General features: G+C 44.4%; 12 protein-coding genes and 1 tRNA gene. 2 read left to right on the forward strand and 11 right to left on the reverse strand.

The features are described from left to right. Nucleotides 1-104: 104 nt before the first annotated feature. The 6 genes from G633_RS0108465 to G633_RS0108490 form a co-directional block, all read right to left on the reverse strand. Complete coding sequence (locus tag G633_RS0108465; protein ID WP_026519653.1) at nt 105-3,044, reverse strand: glycoside hydrolase family 3 protein; 2,940 nt, start codon at nt 3,042-3,044, stop codon at nt 105-107. A gap of 37 nt (nt 3,045-3,081) precedes the next feature. Continuing rightward, nucleotides 3,082-3,636 (reverse strand): GtrA family protein, encoded by a 555-nt coding sequence (locus G633_RS0108470; RefSeq protein WP_026519654.1) that lies wholly within the window; start codon nt 3,634-3,636, stop codon nt 3,082-3,084. Between the two features lie 13 nt (nt 3,637-3,649). Then, nucleotides 3,650-6,070 carry a glycoside hydrolase family 3 C-terminal domain-containing protein gene (locus G633_RS0108475; protein ID WP_026519655.1) on the reverse strand — a complete coding sequence of 807 codons (2,421 nt, stop codon included), beginning with the start codon at nt 6,068-6,070 and terminating at the stop codon, nt 3,650-3,652. A gap of 98 nt (nt 6,071-6,168) precedes the next feature. Beyond that, nucleotides 6,169-7,293 (reverse strand): diguanylate cyclase domain-containing protein, encoded by a 1,125-nt coding sequence (locus G633_RS0108480; RefSeq protein ID WP_026519656.1) that lies wholly within the window; start codon nt 7,291-7,293, stop codon nt 6,169-6,171. Beyond that, a complete protein-coding gene (locus tag G633_RS0108485) occupies nt 7,290-8,600 on the reverse strand; it encodes an ATP-binding protein (protein WP_026519657.1) in 1,311 nt (436 codons plus the stop codon). Before G633_RS0108485 ends, G633_RS0108480 begins: the two co-directional genes overlap by 4 nt. A gap of 1 nt (nt 8,601) precedes the next feature. Further along, entirely contained in the window at nt 8,602-9,306 is a 705-nt protein-coding gene (locus G633_RS0108490) for a LytR/AlgR family response regulator transcription factor (protein ID WP_026519658.1), read from the reverse strand. Between the two features lie 342 nt (nt 9,307-9,648). Here G633_RS0108490 and G633_RS17875 point away from each other — a divergent pair, with 342 nt between their 5' ends. Then, entirely contained in the window at nt 9,649-10,281 is a 633-nt protein-coding gene (locus tag G633_RS17875; RefSeq protein ID WP_051200062.1) for a 4'-phosphopantetheinyl transferase family protein, read from the forward strand. On the opposite strand, the gene G633_RS17880 is transcribed toward G633_RS17875, so the two are convergent. The 3 genes from G633_RS17880 to G633_RS0108510 all read right to left on the reverse strand — a co-directional run bounded on the left by G633_RS17880 (nt 10,259) and on the right by G633_RS0108510 (nt 12,971). Further along, complete coding sequence (locus tag G633_RS17880) at nt 10,259-11,764, reverse strand: alanine/glycine:cation symporter family protein (RefSeq protein WP_022769709.1); 1,506 nt, start codon at nt 11,762-11,764, stop codon at nt 10,259-10,261. The genes G633_RS17875 and G633_RS17880 overlap by 23 nt on opposite strands. 116 nt (nt 11,765-11,880) lie before the next feature. Beyond that, a complete protein-coding gene (gene cysK, locus G633_RS0108505) occupies nt 11,881-12,810 on the reverse strand; it encodes a cysteine synthase A (RefSeq protein WP_026519659.1) in 930 nt (309 codons plus the stop codon). Between the two features lie 89 nt (nt 12,811-12,899). Beyond that, nucleotides 12,900-12,971, reverse strand: a tRNA-Trp gene (locus G633_RS0108510). A gap of 386 nt (nt 12,972-13,357) precedes the next feature. Between G633_RS0108510 and G633_RS0108515 the strand changes: the two genes are divergently transcribed. Beyond that, nucleotides 13,358-14,122: an Rpn family recombination-promoting nuclease/putative transposase gene (locus G633_RS0108515; RefSeq protein ID WP_196804249.1), complete on the forward strand. Its 765-nt coding sequence runs from the start codon at nt 13,358-13,360 to the stop codon at nt 14,120-14,122. 59 nt (nt 14,123-14,181) lie between these two features. On the opposite strand, the gene G633_RS0108520 is transcribed toward G633_RS0108515, so the two are convergent. Further along, a complete protein-coding gene (locus tag G633_RS0108520; RefSeq protein WP_026519661.1) occupies nt 14,182-17,061 on the reverse strand; it encodes a hypothetical protein in 2,880 nt (959 codons plus the stop codon). Nucleotides 17,062-17,079: 18 nt separating this feature from the next. Next, nucleotides 17,080-19,194 carry an efflux RND transporter permease subunit gene (locus G633_RS0108525; protein ID WP_051154946.1) on the reverse strand — a complete coding sequence of 705 codons (2,115 nt, stop codon included), beginning with the start codon at nt 19,192-19,194 and terminating at the stop codon, nt 17,080-17,082. Nucleotides 19,195-19,365: the final 171 nt, after the last annotated feature.

Raw genomic sequence — 19,365 nt, forward strand, 5'->3', positions numbered from 1 at the left:
TGAAACGTCCCCGGTGACTCAAAATGAGTCAATCTGAAACGTCCCCGGTGACTCAAAAAACTCCCCGGCTTATACCGGGGAGTTCTGAAATAATTATCTTTGTTTTATACCTCAGCGCTTACGCTCTCAGAAGCCATCTCTTTCTTCTTAGCAAGGTACTTCTTGATTGCCTTGTACTCAAGGAATGCAATCAGAGCAAGAAGAAGTGCATCTACAGCATAGAGGATCTTAACCCATGTAGGAAGTCCTGTGCTGATGTTCTTGTCATAAGCGCGGCTGTTAACAACAGTGTAGAGAATGTTCTTGGAAGCCTGTCTCATGGCAATAACTGATGTAGCAGAAGTCTGATCTGTAACTGTTGACTGAGGTGTCTCGTATGTAGCCAGCATCAGGTCGCAGCCGTTTCTGATCATTCTGTCTGAATCCTGGTAACCGTAGCCACCGAAGTAGTCAGTCTCTGCAAGACCTCTAAAGCCCCACTCGCCACGAAGTACTGTGTTAAGGAGCTCTGAGCAAGCCTCAGCGGGAACTGTTCCGATGTTGTTGAAAGCTACCATGGTTGCTGCAGGGTTTGCCTTCTTGAATGCGATCTCGAAGGACTTAAGGTAAACTTCACGAAGTGACTGCTCGTTGAGCCATGTGCAAAGGAAGCCTGTTCTGTTGGTCTCCTGATCATTGGTTGCAAAGTGCTTAACGTATGAGTAAACACCGTGAGCTCTTGCTCCGTCTACTGCCTTAGCGCACATCCAGCCTGCAAGAACACCGTCCTCTGAGTAGTACTCGAAGTTACGTCCGGCAAAAGCACTTCTGTGTGTGTTGGTAGCAGGTGCATACCATCCTGAAACATCCATTTCATCAGCCATCTGTCCGATTGAATCACCGAATGCATAGGCAAGATCCTTATTCCATGTGCAAGCAATCATTACTGCTGCAGGGAATCCGATTGAACCCTGGCCTGTGAAGTTGTTGTTGATGGAAGCAGGTCCATCACAGTCATAAGTCATGACTTTGTCTATAGAATCAACTGCTGATGTCTCATATCCGCCGAGAGCGATAAGGGTGTTCATCTCTGATACGGTGAGCTCATCAAGCAGTGAATCCCACTTAGCATCATCATAATCTACGCCGCGGAGGTCAGCAAGCTTAACTCCGTTCTTAGCACCTGTTGTAGGCATTACATCTGCATCGTTGTTGTATGCAGTAGGATCATAGTTTGTCTCGTTAAAGTATGTAGCCTTGTAAGCATCTGACATCTCAGTAGTTGCAGGTGCTGCAGTAGCCTCATCATAATTTGCAAATCCGTCTGCTCTTGAGAGATATGTAAATGAATCTCCCTCAGCAAATCCGAACTGGTTTGTTGCTGCAACGAAGTCAGACTCACGCTTGTTTGACTCGTCGTAAACAACCTTTGTATCTACTGTTACGTTCTCACTTGCGATCTTGTTGTGAGCATCTGTGTTGATTGAGATCTCGTAGTCTCCTGCCTCAAGTACGTAGCATCCCTCACCATAAGTGTCATAGGAAGCCATATCTTCAAGGGCAAAAGAGATATTTACAGTCTGAGAAGCTCCTGCCTCAAGGAGGTCTGTCTTCTCAAATGCAATAAGGTTTGCAGCTGACTTCTCAATTCCGCCGTTTGTATAAGGAGGATTGTAGTAAACTTCAACTACGTCCTTACCTGCAACGCTACCTGTGTTTGTAACTGTTACGTCAAAAGAAACTGTCTTGCCGTCGTTGTTTACAGGACCCATCTCCTGAGTGAAGGTTGTGTATGAAAGGCCGTATCCGAAAGGATATACAACAGCGCTGTCATAATCAAACTCCATGTTGCCTGCCTCTGCCTCAGCAAAAGCTGTCTCGTAGAATCTGTATCCAACATAGATACCCTCTACGTAGTTAACGAATGTAGGATAAGCCATTCCGCCCTCAGCGAACATGTTCTCATATCCGAATTCTGTCATGTTTGTGTAATCAAAGTCGCCAAAGTTGTTAGCTGTAGGTGTTGCATGAAGGTCAGCAACGAATGTATCTGCTGTCTTACCTGAAGGATTAACCTGACCTGCAAGGATCTCGCCAAGTCCGTCAAAACCTGTCTGACCTGTGCCTGGGCAATAGATAACTGACTTGATCTGTGAATAGTCATTTACAAAGCCAAGCTCCATAGCGTTAGCTGAGTTTACAATAACGATAACCTTGCTGTAATCTGATGTAACCTTGTCAAGAAGAGCCTTCTCTCTGTTTGAGAGCTCAAGGTATGACTTGTTTGCATCAAGGTCATCAGCCTGCTCTGAGTAACGTGTTCCTGTTCCTCCGAACCAGCTGTTTGGATCAAAGTTATATGTGTCAACGCCGTCGTAGCTTACAGGAAGATCGGCGCCTTCACCACCTGAACGGGCGATGAAGAAGATTGCTGTGTCAGAATAGTCTTTTGCTGATGTAAAGAGGTCCCCGTACTCATCAATTGTAGGCTCCGGAATTGTCCAGTCCTGACCCATCATTCCAACTGAAGGTCTTGAATCTCTCCAGCCCTTGTAGAAGTCTACGAGTTCCTGGTTGTACTCGATTCCTGCATCAGTAAGTCCCTGAAGGAAATCAACTGTAGGATATGCTGCTGAGAGCGCTCCTGAACCAGTTCCGCCGTAGATAGGATTGGTTGAAGACCATCCGAATACATTTACCTTTGTTCCTGATGCAAGAGGAAGTGCTGCGGAATCATTCTTTAAAAGAACTATTCCCTCCTCTGCGATCTGTGTGCAGAGCTCTTTTGCCTGCTCAGAGGACTCCTCGGAAATCTTTCCGCCGCCCATTGCCATGTTTACCATAGAATACATAGGTACAAGTAAGATATTGGTAACAACAAGTACCAGTGTCAAAAGAAATACAAGCCATGCCTGCTTTCTTACGAAGCCCTTCAAAGGCTTCTTGATCTTGATTGCTGCGATCGTGCAGATGATTGCTGCGACAAGTACCACACCGATAATCACCAGCTGTGGGATCATTGTGTTAAGTACTGCAATGACGTCCGCAATGTTGATTTGTAACATATTCTTTTTCTCCTTCCCATTAAAAAAACTTGTTATTTTACTCGGCGCTCTTTGGTGTCTCAGGGAATATTATCTTGTTAACAAAGAAGAATACCACCATTGACACTCCGCCGTTTAAAACCGTAGTTCCGATGTTGTAAACCCATGCAGGAACGAACTTTCCTGCAACAGCTACCCAGATGCAGTTGATGGAATTTACTATGCAGGTGATAACGATGAATGCCAGCACATACCATGCAATCTGCTTTCCCGGCTTGTCGTGATTTCTAAACACGAAAAGCTTCTGGATCGGGAAATTTATACACTCGCCGATGATCATTGCGATCATGTAAGCTGTGAAGTAAGCAAGTCCGCCATGAGCCTGGTCGTATCCCAGGATGTTCCACTGGAAAGTCTCTCCGAAGAGTGTCAGCGGAATTCCCGGCCAGCCAAAGCTGCGATCTCCAAGAAAGGCAAATGCAGCCGGCAGGAACGTTAGCAGCAGGTACTTAAATACTGTGATGGCGTTACTTACGATAACGAAGAGTCCGCCCTCTCTTACCCACTTGGCTACGGCAGGATGCTTTGTAGCAAAATCATTCCAAAATTTCATTTCTTTAATCCCCTCACTTTTTCATCTTTGCCTCATAGGCTTTGTTCTTCTTGCTGTTTCTAAAGTATCCGCCTATTACGGCTCCAAGTCCCTTGAAGAAGTGGCCGTTCACAAGATTTACGATTCCGTCCACCATCTCCATGCTAACGGCTCCGCCCGTCATCTTGGCCATGGCCCTGAAAGGCATGTTATAGATGAAAAGAGTGTTCAGATCCGGGATACCTTTTTCGTCAGCCTTTTTCTTCATGGCTGTAAGGCGCCCATAAGCAAATCTCGCAAGTCCGCTCTTTGCGTAATACATCTGGCACAGAGCATCGTTCCTTGTGAGCTCTCCACTCCACTTTCCATCAGGTATCGGTCTTCCAAGAAGCTCCTCAAATTCTGAGTCCTTAACATTCTCAATCTTACCTGTGTAGTAGGAAGCCATCTTCTCTTTTGCATAAGAGAAATCCTGTGTAGTTCCTTTGATCTCAACATCAGCACACGCTCTGATATCTGCGCTGCTGCTTCCAATCATCACCCTGTACTTTCCGCCTTCAACTTCCCATTTACCGGTCTTTACGTTGTAATAGCGGAATGATTTATCGTCAAAAGAGATTGTGACCTTCTGACTTTCACCGGCTTTCAAATAAACTTTCTTAAAGCCCTTTAGCTCTTTTGCAGGTCTGAAGACCTTTCCGTCCGGAAGGGATACATAGAGCTGTGCTACTTCTGCTCCGTCCTTATCACCTGTGTTTGTTAAGGTAAAAGACACTCCGCTTTCATCTGCTGTAATGTCTGTATATAAGAAGCTCGTGTATGAGAGTCCGAACCCAAATGGATAAAGCACAGGAACATCTGCTGTGTCATAGTATCTGTATCCCACATAGAGACTTTCTCTGTACTCTGAGTTTCTCTCCTGACTTGGGTAGTAGCGGTAAGCAGGTGTATCCTCATGTCTTCTCGGTATTGTCTCTGAGAGCTTACCGGAAGGATTGACCGCTCCTGTAAGGATGTCCAGTGTAGCTCCTGCTCCTGCCTGTCCGTTAAGGTAACAGTGGAGAAGGGCCTTGAAGTAGTGGTGCCAGGGCATCTCGATTGCTGAGCCTGCGCTGATAACACCTACCAGGTTTGAATTAACCTGTCCAAGTTCCTGAAGCAGATTTATCTGATTCTGAGGAATTCTCATATGAGTTCTGTCCATTCCCTCAGACTCTGAGTTTTCATTAAGTCCAAAGAAGAAAAGAACTATGTCAGCTCTTGAAGCAAGATCCAGTGCTTCCTTCTTTGTCTGTGCATCCTCTTCTCCGTTCCTTGAATATCCGCGGCTCATGCCCACAACCTGGAGGTCATAGCCTTTTACCATCTCTGATATAGTCTCAACCCTAGTTGGATTAACAAGGGAAGATCCTGCTCCCTGATATCTTGGAACAAAGGCGAAGTCACCGATTATTGCAACCTTAGCACCCTTCTTAAGAGGAAGAATACTGTCTTCATTCTTTAACAGTATTGCGCTCTCAGCTGCTGCCCTTCTGGCAATACCGTGATGTGCATTCTTATCAAAATCTTCTTTTCTGCTTTTTGCATTTGCAGTTAGAGTAATAACTGCATCCATGAGTTCATCCACTCTCTCATCAAGGTCTTTTTCCGAAATCTTGCCGGAACTTACTGCTTCGATAAGCTCTCTTGCTGAGTCAAGACCCGGATTTGGCATCTCAAGGTTTGAACCTGCTGCAACTCCGAGTGCGTGGTCATTACTTGCGCCCCAGTCGGTGATCACGATTCCGTCAAATCCCCACTCATCTCTGAGGATCTCTTTTAACAGATGTTTATTCTCATTGGCGTAGGTGCCGTTGACCTCGTTGTAGGCCGACATGATCGTCTTAGCGCCGCCCTCTTTAACTGCTATTTCAAAGCCTGTAAGGTATATCTCTCTTAAGGTTCTTTCATCCACAACGGAGTTCATGGCCATTCGGCGAAGCTCCTGTGAATTTACCGCAAAGTGCTTGGGGCAGGCATATACGCCCTGTGACTGGATTCCTCTAACATAGGAAGCTGCCATCTTGCCTGCAAGGTACGGATCCTCTGAGAAATATTCGAAGTTCCTTCCGCAGAGAGGACTTCTCTTTATATTAAGACCGGGTCCCAAAAGGATGTTCACGCCCAGTGCCATAGCCTCTTCTCCCAGCGCATCACCAAGGGTTTCGCCCAGGTCCTCGTCCCAGCTGTTTGCAATTGTGGCTGCTGTAGGGAAGCATGTGGCAGGAAGTGACTCGTTAAGTCCAAGATGGTCTCCCGCTCCGGCCTGCTTTCTGATACCGTGAGGTCCGTCTGAACAAAAGATTGAAGGAATTCCTACTCTTTCAAAATCTCTTGTCTCCCACTCGCCCTTTCCGCTAAGGAAAGCTGCCTTCTCTTCTATTGTCATTTTTGAGATAATGTCCTGATGTTTCACGATCTTACTCCTTTCTCATGACTTTATCCTAGCACGCAAAAAAAATCGTGCCGTTTTTGTCACAAACGGTACGATTTTTGTCATGAACGGTAATTAAATTATCTGGAATGTTTTTCCTTCTTTTCCTCATACATGGCGTCATCCATGCGCTTTAGGAAGTTATCGATGGAGTCGTGAGCCGGCTCATAAATGCTGCCCCCAAGAGATAATGAGAGCTTATATCTTCTCTCCTCAGTTTCATTGAAAAGTTTTAACTCGTCCCTGATGCTGGTGATAATGCTCTGAAGCTGTTTCTCCGAGACTCCCTTGATAAGAATTATAAACTCATCTCCGGCAAATCGCAGAGCAACTGCCTTGTCAGGCTTTCCGAAAGTAAGGATTCTTGCCACATCTATAAGTGCCTCATCACCATAGGAATGTCCGTAGGTATCATTGATCTGTTTAAAATAGTCCACATCGATCATGATTCCGCCAAGGTTGTTTTTCTCCCTTGTGCTGGTCTCAAGCAAATAATCAAGATAAGCTCTGTTGTAAAGACCTGTAAGCTTATCAAGATATGAAAACTCGTTCTGAATGGACATATAGATTGCTGTAAGTCCGACAGCTGTGGATATCCACATCAGTGATACTCCGTAAATAACCACCTGAATGGCACAGCCCAAAACTATTGGACCGATCATAAGATAAAGAGGGAAAAACCTGATCTTTCCGTATCTTCTCTCATAGCCCTTGTAAATAAATATACTGAAAAGAACATATCCGATATCTACAATATAGTACACATAACTAAAGGGAAGCCTGCTGTAAACATTCTGCTCATCAATCCTGAAGATGATGGGCACAAACATATTGACAAGCGCTATAATAACCATTATTACTGCCGGTATAAAGGCATAGGTATAAATTCTTTTTACCCTGGTCATGGAACGGTATAGCTTAAGATCCTCATAAAGACACCAGGAAGCAACAAAAAGAGGATTCGCCGCAAAACAAAACGTATTGGTCAGAATATTGACCAGCCTCATGCCGGGTTTGTTTATTCCATCCACATAAAAAGAAATAAAGTCAACGACACAGGCCACCATGGTAAGAATAGCTATTACGGTATATATCCTGAATTCCGGATGTTTGTCATCGGATCTTCTGATTCTGCTGCTGATAAGAAGAGAAACGAGCAGAACAAAACCCATAAAATCCGATGTGCCTACAGCTCCTATATTCATAAAGTGCCTCCGCGAGGTATTAGTATTTTAAGCTCAAACCAATTCTTGTTTACGTCAAAAGTGACAGTTCCATGATATTTATCGACAGTATATCGTATACTCTTTAACCCAAAACCGTGACTTGTTTTATCGGCTTTTGTTGTAACAGGGTAACCATTCTTGATCTTTATCTGATTTTCACAATAGTTATTTATCTGTATTATAACAAAATTCTTCTTCGTAGACACTGACAAATGAATGAGTCTCTTTTCCGGATCTTCTATGAGCGACACGCTCTCAATGGCGTTATCAAGGGCATTTCCGAATATCGTACAAATATCTGCCACGTGCATAAAATCCAGGATATTGCCATCTGCAACACAGGTCACCTTGATGTTATTTGCCCTGCAGTTCATCATCTTACCTGCGATCAGCGTATCCAGAACGCTGTTTCCGGTCTCAAGCTCAGGGCTGTAGGACTCAAGCTCCTGCTCCATGTCATCAATCCACTTCTGACGCTGTTCATCGCTCATCTCTGCGCGAAGCCCCGCAATCTGATGCTTAAGGTCATGGTACTTGACGTTGATCATGTCAAAGGTGGTCTGGTAGTTTCTGTACTTATCGTATTGGACCTTTAACATTGAGTGGATGTTACTCAGCTCTTTTTCCGCAAGAAGCTCACAGATACGGCTCTGATAAACGTAAAGAATCATGATTCCCGCGACGTCAACAAGAGTCCTTATGTAGAACACATCCGCAGCAACACCTGCTGAAAACGGAGTATTTGAAAAAATGAAGCTAAGATTACTGAAAGCAAAGATAGCAGCTGCAATGATCACTGCTGCAAACAGTTCGTGGGTGTTTATCTCCAGCTGGAAGATTCCCCTCGTAATGCTCTTCTCCATGTGGAGAGCCCAGATAAATACAAAGGCATACACAGCAACGAGGATGATGATCTGAAGTATCTGCGAGTCATTGAGCTTTGCAAAAAAACATGCCAGCTGCCACTCCAGCGATGCAGCCAGCTCCGCCAGAAGAAACGCCCTTGCACAGTAATATCCAATGACATTTACCGTGTCCTCACAGACGCTGTACATGAATACGAACATAAAAAACACAGCCATCAGCATGCAGGGAACCCACATGAACAGCGGAAGGTCTTTTGTATATACAAGAAAAAGAGACTGCACAATAAGTGCAATTACTGAAATCAATATAAATTTGTTCCTGCTCACCTTGCGCTTAAGGACAAGGCAATATATAAAACAGGCCAGCCACTCTGCTATGGCTGTGTATAGTCTTGGTATATCCTGATAATAATTTTCCATATTATGATCCTGCCATGTAATCCGTCAGTGCCGCCATGAAGTCGTTTTTCCTGGCGCGGCTGATAAGGAGCTGCTTGCCTGCTATGATGCACGCACCCTTCTCAACACCGTCCACATACTTTAGGTTCACCAGATACCCCTTGTTGCTCCTGAAGAAATTGTAGGGTGCAAGCTGCTGCTCAAAGTCCGAGAGCTTGGCTCTTATGGTAAACTCACCGGCTCCGGTGTAGAAATTCAAGTTGTGCCCCTGGCTCTCTATATAAAAGATATTGTCGATATCAAGCTTTTTTACTCCGGATGACATCTCTATGGAAATGATGTTGGAATCCTCTTTTTTGACCCTGCCAAGGGCTCTGTCGAGCTTCTGCGAAAAGGCAAAGTAACTCACGGGCTTAAGGACATAGTCAAGGGCGTCAACCTGATACCCTCTTATGGCATAGTTAGTCATGTTGGTGATAAACATGATGACCACGTTCTGATCAAGCTTTCTGATCTCCTCTGCCGCCGTCATGCCATCCATGAGCTTCATCTCTATGTCCATGAGAATGATATCAAACTGACTCTTATAGCCGTTTGTTATCTCATCTCCGTCCTTAAACCTGGTGATCTTGAAATAATTACCGCTCTCCTGCTGATACTTATTCACAAACTCGATAAGCTGCTCAGCATAGGAATCCTCATCCTCTACGATTGCAAGATTTATCATCCGTAACCTCTCCTGTCTCTGTTACGAATTATTATACACTATTTGTGTCTTTTTATGGCAGAGGTATAGCAAGGGGAACACAGTGGCAAAAGTCCCGCTCGGTGGCCGGTCAGCCTTATATGCACAATTTTTGCTCATTTAAACCGAGCACTCCGTAAAGCCCAGGGCAGCAATCTCTGCGTGTGGGACACTTGAGATTACTTGGTCTTTCCTCCATGGTTTACAAATCGCAAAATATTGTGCATATAAGGCTGACCGGCCACCGAGTGGGACTTTTGTTTCAACGTTTTTCCTTCATGTTATAATATGTGTATTATGAAGATAGAAAATACATTATACATTATGAATATAGATATACTTGAGGATCAGACGCAGTTTGATCTCTGGTATGATAAGATGCCTGATTTCAGGAAGAGAAAAGTCGACGCCCTGAAGCCTCATCGCTCTAAGCTGTTATCTCTCGGAGCAGGAATGCTTTTGGACAAAGCTATGAAAGATTGTGGTTTTGATGATTATGAGATAGAGCTCTCAGAGAATGGAAAGCCACGCATTAAGGGGCGTGGAGATGTCTTTTTCAACATATCCCACTCTGGTGAGATGGTCTGCCTTGGCATTTCAGATAAGGAGATTGGCGTGGATGTTGAGAAGGTCAAGCACTTTAGGGAGAGCCTTATCAATTACGTATTTATGCCACAGGATCAGGAACTGGCAAAAGAGCTGGCGATGAGTGAAAGTGACATGGACAAAGTCTACACGAGGCTCTGGACCATAAAAGAGAGTATAATGAAGCACACCGGAAAAGGAATCTCTCTTGGACCGAAGACCATTTTATTGAGGCTTGAAAACGGCAAAATAAAGGCCTCATCAGCCGCGTGCGACTGTGAGGCGCTAAATTTGATACCTTATGAAATCGATGATTATCAGATAACTATCTGTTCAGAGTGCGAAGATTTCACTCTCCTGAAGCCATTTTGAGTTCTTCTTCGTGAAGCTCCTGAATCTCATCTACTGCGGAAAGCATGGGTTTAACGTGCTTTCCTTTTATTTTTCTGTCCACATAGTTCTGTGTTATCTTCATTACTGTTCCCGAAAGTGCAAGAACACCTATAAGGTTTGGAATAGCCATCATTCCGTTGAAGGTATCCGAAAGATCCCAGGCAAGTGTAAGGTCCATAGTTGCACCAACCATGATGAAGATTACGAATATCAGCTGATAGATCTTGGCTGACCTAGTACCAAAGAGATACTCAAAAGCCTTGCTTCCGTACTGGCTCCAGCCAAGTACAGTTGAGAAAGCAAAGAACAGGATCGCAATGGCGATAAATGCTGCTCCGGCACGACCGTATACTGTTGAGAATGCTTCTGCAACAAGAGCTGTTGATACTGCATCAGAAATAACTTCACCTGTATCGAGATTAACAAGTCCGCTGGAAAGAACGGCGAAAGCTGTAAGTGAGCATACGATGATGGTGTCTGCAAATACCTCGAAGATTCCCCACATTCCCTGAACTACAGGTTCTCTTACGTTTGAAGAGGAGTGAACCATAACGGAAGATCCAAGACCTGCTTCGTTTGAGAATACGCCACGCTTCATTCCCCACTGCATAGCATAAGCAACTCCGCTTCCTACGATTCCGCCGCCAACTGCTCTCATACCGAAGGCACCCTTGATTATTGATGCAAATACAGCACCTGCCTTATCAAAGTTGAGAACAATGATAACGATTGTGCAGACCAGATAGATAACTGCCATGAAAGGCACCAGTCTCTCGGTTACGGATGCGATTCTTTTAAGACCACCTACGATAACGAGGCCTGCCAGAGCCATAAGGAGTGCACCTGTGAAGACATGTGGAATTCCAAAGGCAGAATTCATGTTGACCGCAATTGAGTTGATCTGGCTCATGTTGCCGATACCAAATGAAGCTATTACGCAGAATAAGCTGAACATTACTGCCAGAGCTGCACCGATATGGCCAAAGCCCTTCTTGGAGCCAAGGCCGTACTTAAGGTAGTACATGGCGCCTCCGCACCACTCGTTGCGCTCGTTCCTTCTTCTATAGTAAATACCAAGAACATTTTCAGAGAAGTTGGTCATCATTCCGAAGAATGCTACGATCCACATCCAGAAGATCGCTCCGGGACCACCTGAAAGAATAGCCGCTGCAACACCCGCGATATTACCTGTTCCGATGGTTGCTGCAAGCGCGGTACAAAGACTCTGGAACTGAGAGATCTGCGTGTCATCTTTGCCTGTGTGGGCTGTGACATGCTTATCCTTGAAGATTCCACCGATAGTACTCCTGATCCAGTGTTTAAAATGTGAGATCTGGAATACCTTTGTAAGAATTGTCATAAGGATTCCGGTTCCCACAAGCAGAATCAGCATGGGAAGTCCCCAGACAAAACCGTTTACAGCATTGTTGACGTTCTCAACGTTACTTAGTAAATTGCCCATATACATCTCCTCCTAAAGCCACGATAAAGCAAAAAGGCGCACGAAATGAATCGAAACGCCTTTGTTTTGAGATAGTATATCATACTGCACTGCATTAAAGCAATAAAGATTTTTAATTAATCATCAAATAGTGGTGTAGAGAAATATCTTTCTGCTGTATCAGGAAGAACGGTCACTACTGTCTTTCCGGGGCCAAGCTTTTTAGCCAGCTTCAGGGCTGCTGCCACATTGGTTCCGCTGGATATTCCGCACATAAATCCCTCAAGTCTTGCCAGGTCCTTGGATGTATTGATGGCTTCATCATCAGTCACAACACAGATGTGATCGATAATTGACTGATTTAAGATATCGGGAATAATGCCGTCGCCGATACCCATCTGCATATGGGTTCCGATGTTTCCGCCTGCAAGGATTGCAGCGTTTTCAGGCTCGGCAGCCCAGATCTCGATATCCGGGTATTTCTCTTTTAACACTTCTCCGATACCTGTGAGGGTTCCACCGGTGCCGATTCCTGAGCAGAAGCCGTGGATAGGTCTGTCTGCCTGCTCAAGGATCTCAAGAGCTGTACCGTTCTTGTGTGCCAGGGTATTGTTGGGATTTTCAAACTGCTGAGGTACAAAGACCTTTGGATTCTCATCGCGCATCTTAAGAGCAGTCCTTAGGCACTCGTCTATGCATTTACCTATATCACCGTCGTCATGGATAAGAACAACCTCAGCGCCGTAATGTTTAATGAGCTTTCTTCTCTCCTCGCTTACAGAGTCGGGCATGATAATGATGGTCTTATATCCTCTGACTGCACCAACCAGCGCAAGGCCGATTCCCTGATTGCCACTGGTAGGCTCAACAATTATTGTATCCTCATGTATAAGGCCCTGTTTCTCAGCCTCTAATATCATGTTAAGAGCAGTTCTGGTCTTGATGGATCCGCCGATATTGGTTCCCTCAAACTTAACCAGTATCTCGGCGCTGTCCTCTCCTGCCATCCTTCCAAGCTTAACCAGCGGAGTATTCCCGACTGCATCAAGTACATTCTCATAAACCATGTGAGCGCTTCTCCTTCCAACAAATACCTATGCAAAGAATAATACAACAAAAGGCTGAAACCATCTAGATTTCAGCCTTTTATAAAGAGCAGGGGAAGCAGGATTCGAACCCGCATGAACGGTTTTGGAGACCGTGATACTAGCCATTGTATGATTCCCCTATTCAGCTTATGTGGCTTTCTTAACGCGAACCACGAAAGCTATTGTAGCATCTATATTGAATCCTGGCAAGAGCAAATATAAAGTTTTTTAATTTATTTTTATGTCTACAAAAAATCTTAAGAATTCTATCGTAAATCTTAAGATTTTTCGACGGTAAATCTTAAGAATTTGCTTTTATAATATCTCCTGTCGTGAGGATATTCTTCCTTGCCAACATATCACAGCTAATTGCTGTCGTGGCGGTTTTCCGCCATTTATCCAACACTCCTTGCAAGAAGATATGAAAAACAGTAATACGAAAGGTAATTTAATGAAACAATCAAATATAGAAAACACTGTAACAACCATGAACTATTTAACTGCTACCGGGCCAGTTGCTGTGGGTATGACAAACGACTACATGTTCCGCATTGTCTTTCAGGAGAACAAGTATGCTTTAAAAGGGCTAATAGCTTCTGTACTACATCTGGATCCTGAAACTATCGAGGACATCGCCATCTCAAATGAAATAAAGCCCGGTCAGAGAATAACCGATAAAGAATATCGCATGGACATATTGCTATTAATAAACAATTCCCAAACTATAAATCTTGAGATGCAGCTACGAAACCAGGGTAACTGGAAGCATCGTTCACTTGCATATCTGTGTCGAGAGTTTGACAACCTGGATCATGGCGATGATTACGATAATGTACAACCCACATATCAGGTTGGGTTTCTTGGTTTTTCTCTCTTTGAGGACCACCCTGAATTCTGTGCAAGATACCAGATGCGCAATGAAAAAGATGGATACCTATATACTGACAGGTTCAATCTGATTGTGATAGAATTAATGCATGAAGAACTCGCAACAAAGGAAGACATCGCCTGCGGTATCGATAAGTGGGTACGTCTTTTCAAAGCAAAGACATGGGAGGATCTTAAGATGGTAGCACAAGATAACCCTTATATGACTTCTACTGTTGAATCAATGTATCTCTCAAACACAGACAGAAATATCCTGAAAGTTGCAAGGGAACGTGAAGATTTTCTTCGCAGCCAGGCTTATAAGGATAAGAAGCTTAAAACCCAAGAAGCAGAAATTAAATCTCTGACTTCTGAAGTTGACCGCCTTCGCAAGTTATTAGAGGATAATGGTATAACTCCATAACAAATTGATCAAAAATAAACACCAGCTCATCACGAGCTGGTGTTTATTTTTTGATTGCCTTAAAGACTCTTTATGCTGTCAGTCTTGAAGATGAACTTAACGCTGCTGTTCTCCTCTTCGCTTGATCCGCCGAAGCTGTTGTAATTGCTGCCGGCTTCCTGGATAGCGCTCATTCTGTCAGCGAAATCTGAAAGGTCACCGTCGAATGCCTCGTAAAGTCTCTTGATTCCTTCTTCATCAAGCTTGATCACACCATCAAGGAGCTGCTGCATACCATCCTCAAGTGTTACAACGCCGTCATCAAGCTGCTTAGCGCCGTCATTAAGCTCTTTTGCACCATCATTAAGATCGCCTGCGCCCTTTAAGAGCTCCTTAGCTCCGCTGTTTAACTGTCCTGCGCCATCGTTGAGTTCTACTGTTCCATCGCTGAGCTTGTTTGCTCCGTCAGCAAGCTTGTTTGCACCATCATTAAGTTCGCCGTTCTTTGAAACAAGAGTACCTGTTCCTGCTGCAAGCTTATCAGCACCTGCGCTGATCTCCTGAAGGCCACCATCAAGCTGAGCTACTCCGCCATATACCTGCTTTGCACCGCTTTCAAGAGCTGCTGTGCCATTCATAAGATCACCGGCCTTAGTCTCTACTGTTGTAATGATGCCTGCCAGTTCCTGAGGATCAAGACCGATATTTCCAAGACTTGCAAGTGTCTCATCAATTGCCTTAATTGCAGCATCTGTAGCTCCTACAAGCTGCTCATACTGTGAAACTGCTCCAACGCCAGCCTTAAGGGTAACAATACGATCTCTGTACTGCTTAGCTGCATCATAATATGACTGCATTCCATCTGCTGCTGCCTTAGCCTTAGCTCCGTACTCCTCAGCCGCTGCCTGTGCTGTCTGAGCAGCCTGTACTGCCTGATCAAGCTGTCCCTGAAGTTCAGCAATAAGTGCCTCATATTGAGCTGCACTCATTTCTCCATCTGACTCTGAATCCAGAGAAGTTGTAACTACTGTATCATCACCTGTAGGCTCTACATTAGTAAGATCAAGTGTAGTTGTAACAGGCTCTGCTGCCTTAGGTGTCTCCTCATCATCGATAGTCACAGGTGTTGTCTCGGTAGGCTCTGTTACAACCGGCTCTGTAACCTCAGGCTCTTTATCATCCTCAGTAATTGTATCTGTCTCAACTTCCTGTACAAGTTCATCGAAGTTATCCGGTGTATCTACACTGCCTGTTTCAGTAGTCTCAGTAGTATCTGTGCTTGCCCCTGTCTGAGCAGTATTTCCACCCTGGCTTGTCTGACCAGCCTGATCTGTTGCAGATTCATCCTGAGTAGGCGGAGCAGGAAGCTCCGGTGTCTTCTCAGCAGCTGCTGCCAGAGTTGCCTGTGCACCAAGTACGAGCTCTTTAGCCTCTGCTTCAGATACCTCATGCTTTGCCATCAGAGCCATCATCTCAGCAACGTCTGCATCCCAACCCTCTCCTGTTGCAAGGAAGTTCTGAGTCTTAACAAGCTTAGCTCTCTTTGCTGTAAGAGCTGTAACATTAGCATTCATTGCCTGTGTAAGTCCGTTGATCTTGGTCTTGTAAGCAGGAAGAAGCTGTCCAATACCGCCTACCTTTTCATTCATCTTTGTAGCGCCTTCTGCAAGCGCTCCTGCTCCGGCCTTAAGTGCCTCTGATCCCTGTTTTGCTGTATTAACCCCCTTTGAAAGAGCTACAGCACCGTCATTAACCTGTGAAACACCGTTTGTATAAGCAGAGATACCATCTCTGAGTGTAGCTGTTCCGCTTGCAAGTGTGCCTGCTCCGTCGCGAAGTGTTACTGTTCCTTCGTAGAGCTTACCTGTTCCGTCAGAGAGTGTTCCTGCTCCGTCATAGAGCTTGCCTGTTCCATCATAGAGCTGCGTTGTTCCATCATAGAACTTACCTGTTCCATCCTTAAGCTCTACTGCGCCGTCCATAAGAGCCTGTGCTCCGTCAACCAGCTTGTTTCCACCGTCATTAAGGTCTCCCATATCGCTCTTTAAATCAGCGATCTTATCAGAACCTGTAATATCAGTGAGTCCGAAATCCGAGAGAATATCTGAGCTTGCCATAGTAATGGTCATACCAAGCTCGAAATCAGATGTATCTGCTGTGATCTCGAAGGAGTTTGAAAGCTTCTCTTTTATCTCATCTGCATCATCAAGCTTGTCCCACTTATCTTCAGAGATATCAAGACTCTCCTTAAGTCCGGGGAGTGCAACACCCATAACAACGTAGTTGCCACCTTCTGAAATAACCTTACCATTTGAGATCTCAACATTTGTGAACTTGTCGGCATCAAGCATCATTCCGGATACCATTGCAAATGGTGTGTAGACCTCGATGTCTTTTCCGTCAACATTTACTGTCTGTTTGGCGTTGTTTTCATACTCGAAACGGATTGTTACTCTTCCGCTCTTTCCGGCAAGTTCCTCGGGAGAAATCTCTTTTCCGTCAAGTGTATATGTGATCTTCATGTTTACAGGAAGCTCTTTGTCTGTTGTTCCCTGATAGAAAATGTCTGACCCTTCTGCATCCCAGGTAAGTGTTCCGTCGCCGTTATCCTTGAAGGTCTCATCACCCTTAACATTGACGATATTCTTAAGTTCTGTTGAATCAGCAATCTCTGAAGAAGCTGTAGCGTTCTTGAGCCACTCGCTTACGATGACATCATTTACAGCGCCGTTGGCATCTGCTGTTACGTAGACTGTCTCAACCTTGCCTGCATCTGACTCAGTTCCTGTAACCACTGAGTTCTTTACAATGCTATCTTCAAGAGCAGCTTCCTCAGCGCTCTCTTCTACTGCTGCCACTGTCTGTGTATCTGTGGTAGCCTGGCCACAAGCCACTGTCATAACAGCCAGCATTGTTGCCATAACTACTGATAATGATTTGATTAAATTCTTTCTGATCATGGTTATTCTCCTCCTAAATCAAGCTACTTTATGTCTGTGGAACATTTCTGTAATGTGATGATGTTCTTTATCATCTGTTCCAAGTCCGAATGTTGTCTTCATGATGAGTCCGTCGAATAACATGTACATAGCCGGCAGAACCAGAAGTACGGTAAACATACTGATAATGGCGCCTCTTGCCATAAGCATGCACAGAGATCCGATCATATCGATACTGGAGATAAGTCCAACACCGAAGGTTGCTGCAAAGAAGCTCAGTGCACTTACTATGACTGACTTCATGCTGGTTGAAAGAGCTATCAGAGTAGCTTCCTTCTTATCATGGCCCGAGTTTCTCTCATTTAAGTACCTTGTTGTCATCAGGATCGCGTAGTCAACAGTTGCACCAAGCTGAATGGTTCCGATAACTACTGAAGAGATGAAAGGTATCGTTGTATTTGTGTAGTATGGAAGACCCATATTTACAAAGATTGCAAACTCAATAACTGCTACCAGGATAAACGGCAGTGATACTGACTTAAGCACGAAGGCGATGATCAGGAACACAAGACCGATGGAAACGATGTTTACAACCTGGAAGTCGTGGTCTGTTATGTTGATCAGATCCTTGGTACAAGGCGCTTCACCAACTACCATGGCCTTTGGATCATAGCTCTTTACAATCTGGTCTACTTTTGCGATCTGAGCATTGATCTCATCGGAAGCGATCTTGTAATCAGTTGTTAAAAGAATCATCTTCCACTCTTCACTCTGAAGATCATCCAAAAGATCCTCAGGAATGAACTCTCTTGGGAAAGCAGGTCCCACAACGGAATCTTCACCGAGAACGGAAAGAATTCCGTCTGTATTTTCAAGCTCGGATATCATCTCGTTCATGGATGCTGTATCCAAGTTCTTATCAACAAGGAGCATATATGCGGAGTTCATATCAAAGTTCTCATCGACCTTGTTTGCTCCCTGAACACTCTCAAGGCTGTCAGGAAGTGTCTGAGTCAGGTCGTAGTAAACCTTTGTATGGTTGTTTCCGTAAAGTGCCGGGAAGATCAGTGCCAGGAAGATTGCAAAGAATGCAAGATAATGCTTTGCAATAAACTTGGGCAGCTTTTCAAACTCAGGCATCAAAGGCTTATGTTTTGTCTTCTCAATAAGGCCGTCAAATATAAGGATCATACTAGGAAGGATTGTTACACATCCGATTACACCAAAGATAACGCCCTTAGCCATTACAACGCCCAGGTCAATTCCCAGTGTGAAGCTCATAAAGCAAAGAGCAACAAAGCCTGCGACTGTTGTTATTGAACTTCCGATAACTGACTGGAAGGTGGCTGAAATTGCTGCTGCCATGGCTTCGTTCTTGTCAGATGTCTTTTCCAGTTCTTCCTGATAGCTGTGCCAGAGGAAGATTGAATAATCAAGGGTAACTCCCAGCTGAAGTACTGCACTAAGTGACTGGGTAATAAAAGAAATCTCTCCCTTAAATATATTCGTTCCCATGTTGTAGACGATTGCCATTCCTATACTAAGAAGGAAGAACAGCGGAATCAGGTAGGAATCCATTGTCAGTGAAAGAACTATGACTGCCAGAAGAACTGCGATACCCACATAAATAGGTGTTTCCTTCATGGCCAGGTTCTTGGTATCTGTAACGATGGCGCTCATTCCGCTCATGAAGCACTGCTTGTTGGAAATCCTTCTGATCTCCTCAATGGCATCCATGGTGCAGTCCTCAGATGTTCCGGAATCAAATATTACAAACATCATCGTTGCTGTGTCTGAGTTGAAGGCTTCATAGACCTTACTTGGAAGCATCTCCATTGGTACGCTCAGATCCATGAAGGAATCGTACCAGAGTACATTGGCTACATGGTCCACATTCTCTATTTTAGTTTTCAGAGCTGCAACATCTTTCTCTTCCATGCCCTCAGCTACATATAAGACAAAAGAGCCTGTCCCGAACTGGTCAAGAAGAATATCCTGGCCCTTCATGGTCTCAATATCCTTGGGCAGATATGTCAGGATATCGTAATTGACTCTTGTGTTAAAGTAACCGATTGCTGATGGAATCAGAAGTGCTACAGCTGCGATCAGGATTACATATCTCAGCTTTACAATCAGTTTTGAAAGCTTATTCATAACACTCACTCCTCTTTTATTAAAAATAATTATTGACCGATGGTCACTTTCTGTATTATGGTATATCACATAAATGACCACTGGTCAATAATATTTTTGACCATTAGTCATAATTTTATTTCATTTTAATAATTTTCATTTGAAATAAATGGAAACGAGCGCTTTGACGCT

The sequence above is a fragment of the Butyrivibrio sp. FCS006 genome (assembly GCF_000424525.1).
GTDB lineage: Bacteria > Bacillota > Clostridia > Lachnospirales > Lachnospiraceae > Butyrivibrio.

Coding starts and splice junctions, on each gene's coding strand:
- G633_RS0108465 (WP_026519653.1), bottom strand. CDS start 3,044: ATGTTACAAATCAACATTGCGGACGTCATTGCAGTACTTAACACAATG.
- G633_RS0108470 (WP_026519654.1), bottom strand. CDS start 3,636: ATGAAATTTTGGAATGATTTTGCTACAAAGCATCCTGCCGTAGCCAAG.
- G633_RS0108480 (WP_026519656.1), bottom strand. CDS start 7,293: ATGAATATAGGAGCTGTAGGCACATCGGATTTTATGGGTTTTGTTCTG.
- G633_RS0108485 (WP_026519657.1), bottom strand. CDS start 8,600: ATGGAAAATTATTATCAGGATATACCAAGACTATACACAGCCATAGCA.
- G633_RS0108490 (WP_026519658.1), bottom strand. CDS start 9,306: ATGATAAATCTTGCAATCGTAGAGGATGAGGATTCCTATGCTGAGCAG.
- G633_RS17875 (WP_051200062.1), top strand. CDS start 9,649: ATGAATATAGATATACTTGAGGATCAGACGCAGTTTGATCTCTGGTAT.
- G633_RS17880 (WP_022769709.1), bottom strand. CDS start 11,764: ATGGGCAATTTACTAAGTAACGTTGAGAACGTCAACAATGCTGTAAAC.
- cysK (WP_026519659.1), bottom strand. CDS start 12,810: ATGGTTTATGAGAATGTACTTGATGCAGTCGGGAATACTCCGCTGGTT.
- G633_RS0108515 (WP_196804249.1), top strand. CDS start 13,358: ATGACAAACGACTACATGTTCCGCATTGTCTTTCAGGAGAACAAGTAT.
- G633_RS0108520 (WP_026519661.1), bottom strand. CDS start 17,061: ATGATCAGAAAGAATTTAATCAAATCATTATCAGTAGTTATGGCAACA.
- G633_RS0108525 (WP_051154946.1), bottom strand. CDS start 19,194: ATGAATAAGCTTTCAAAACTGATTGTAAAGCTGAGATATGTAATCCTG.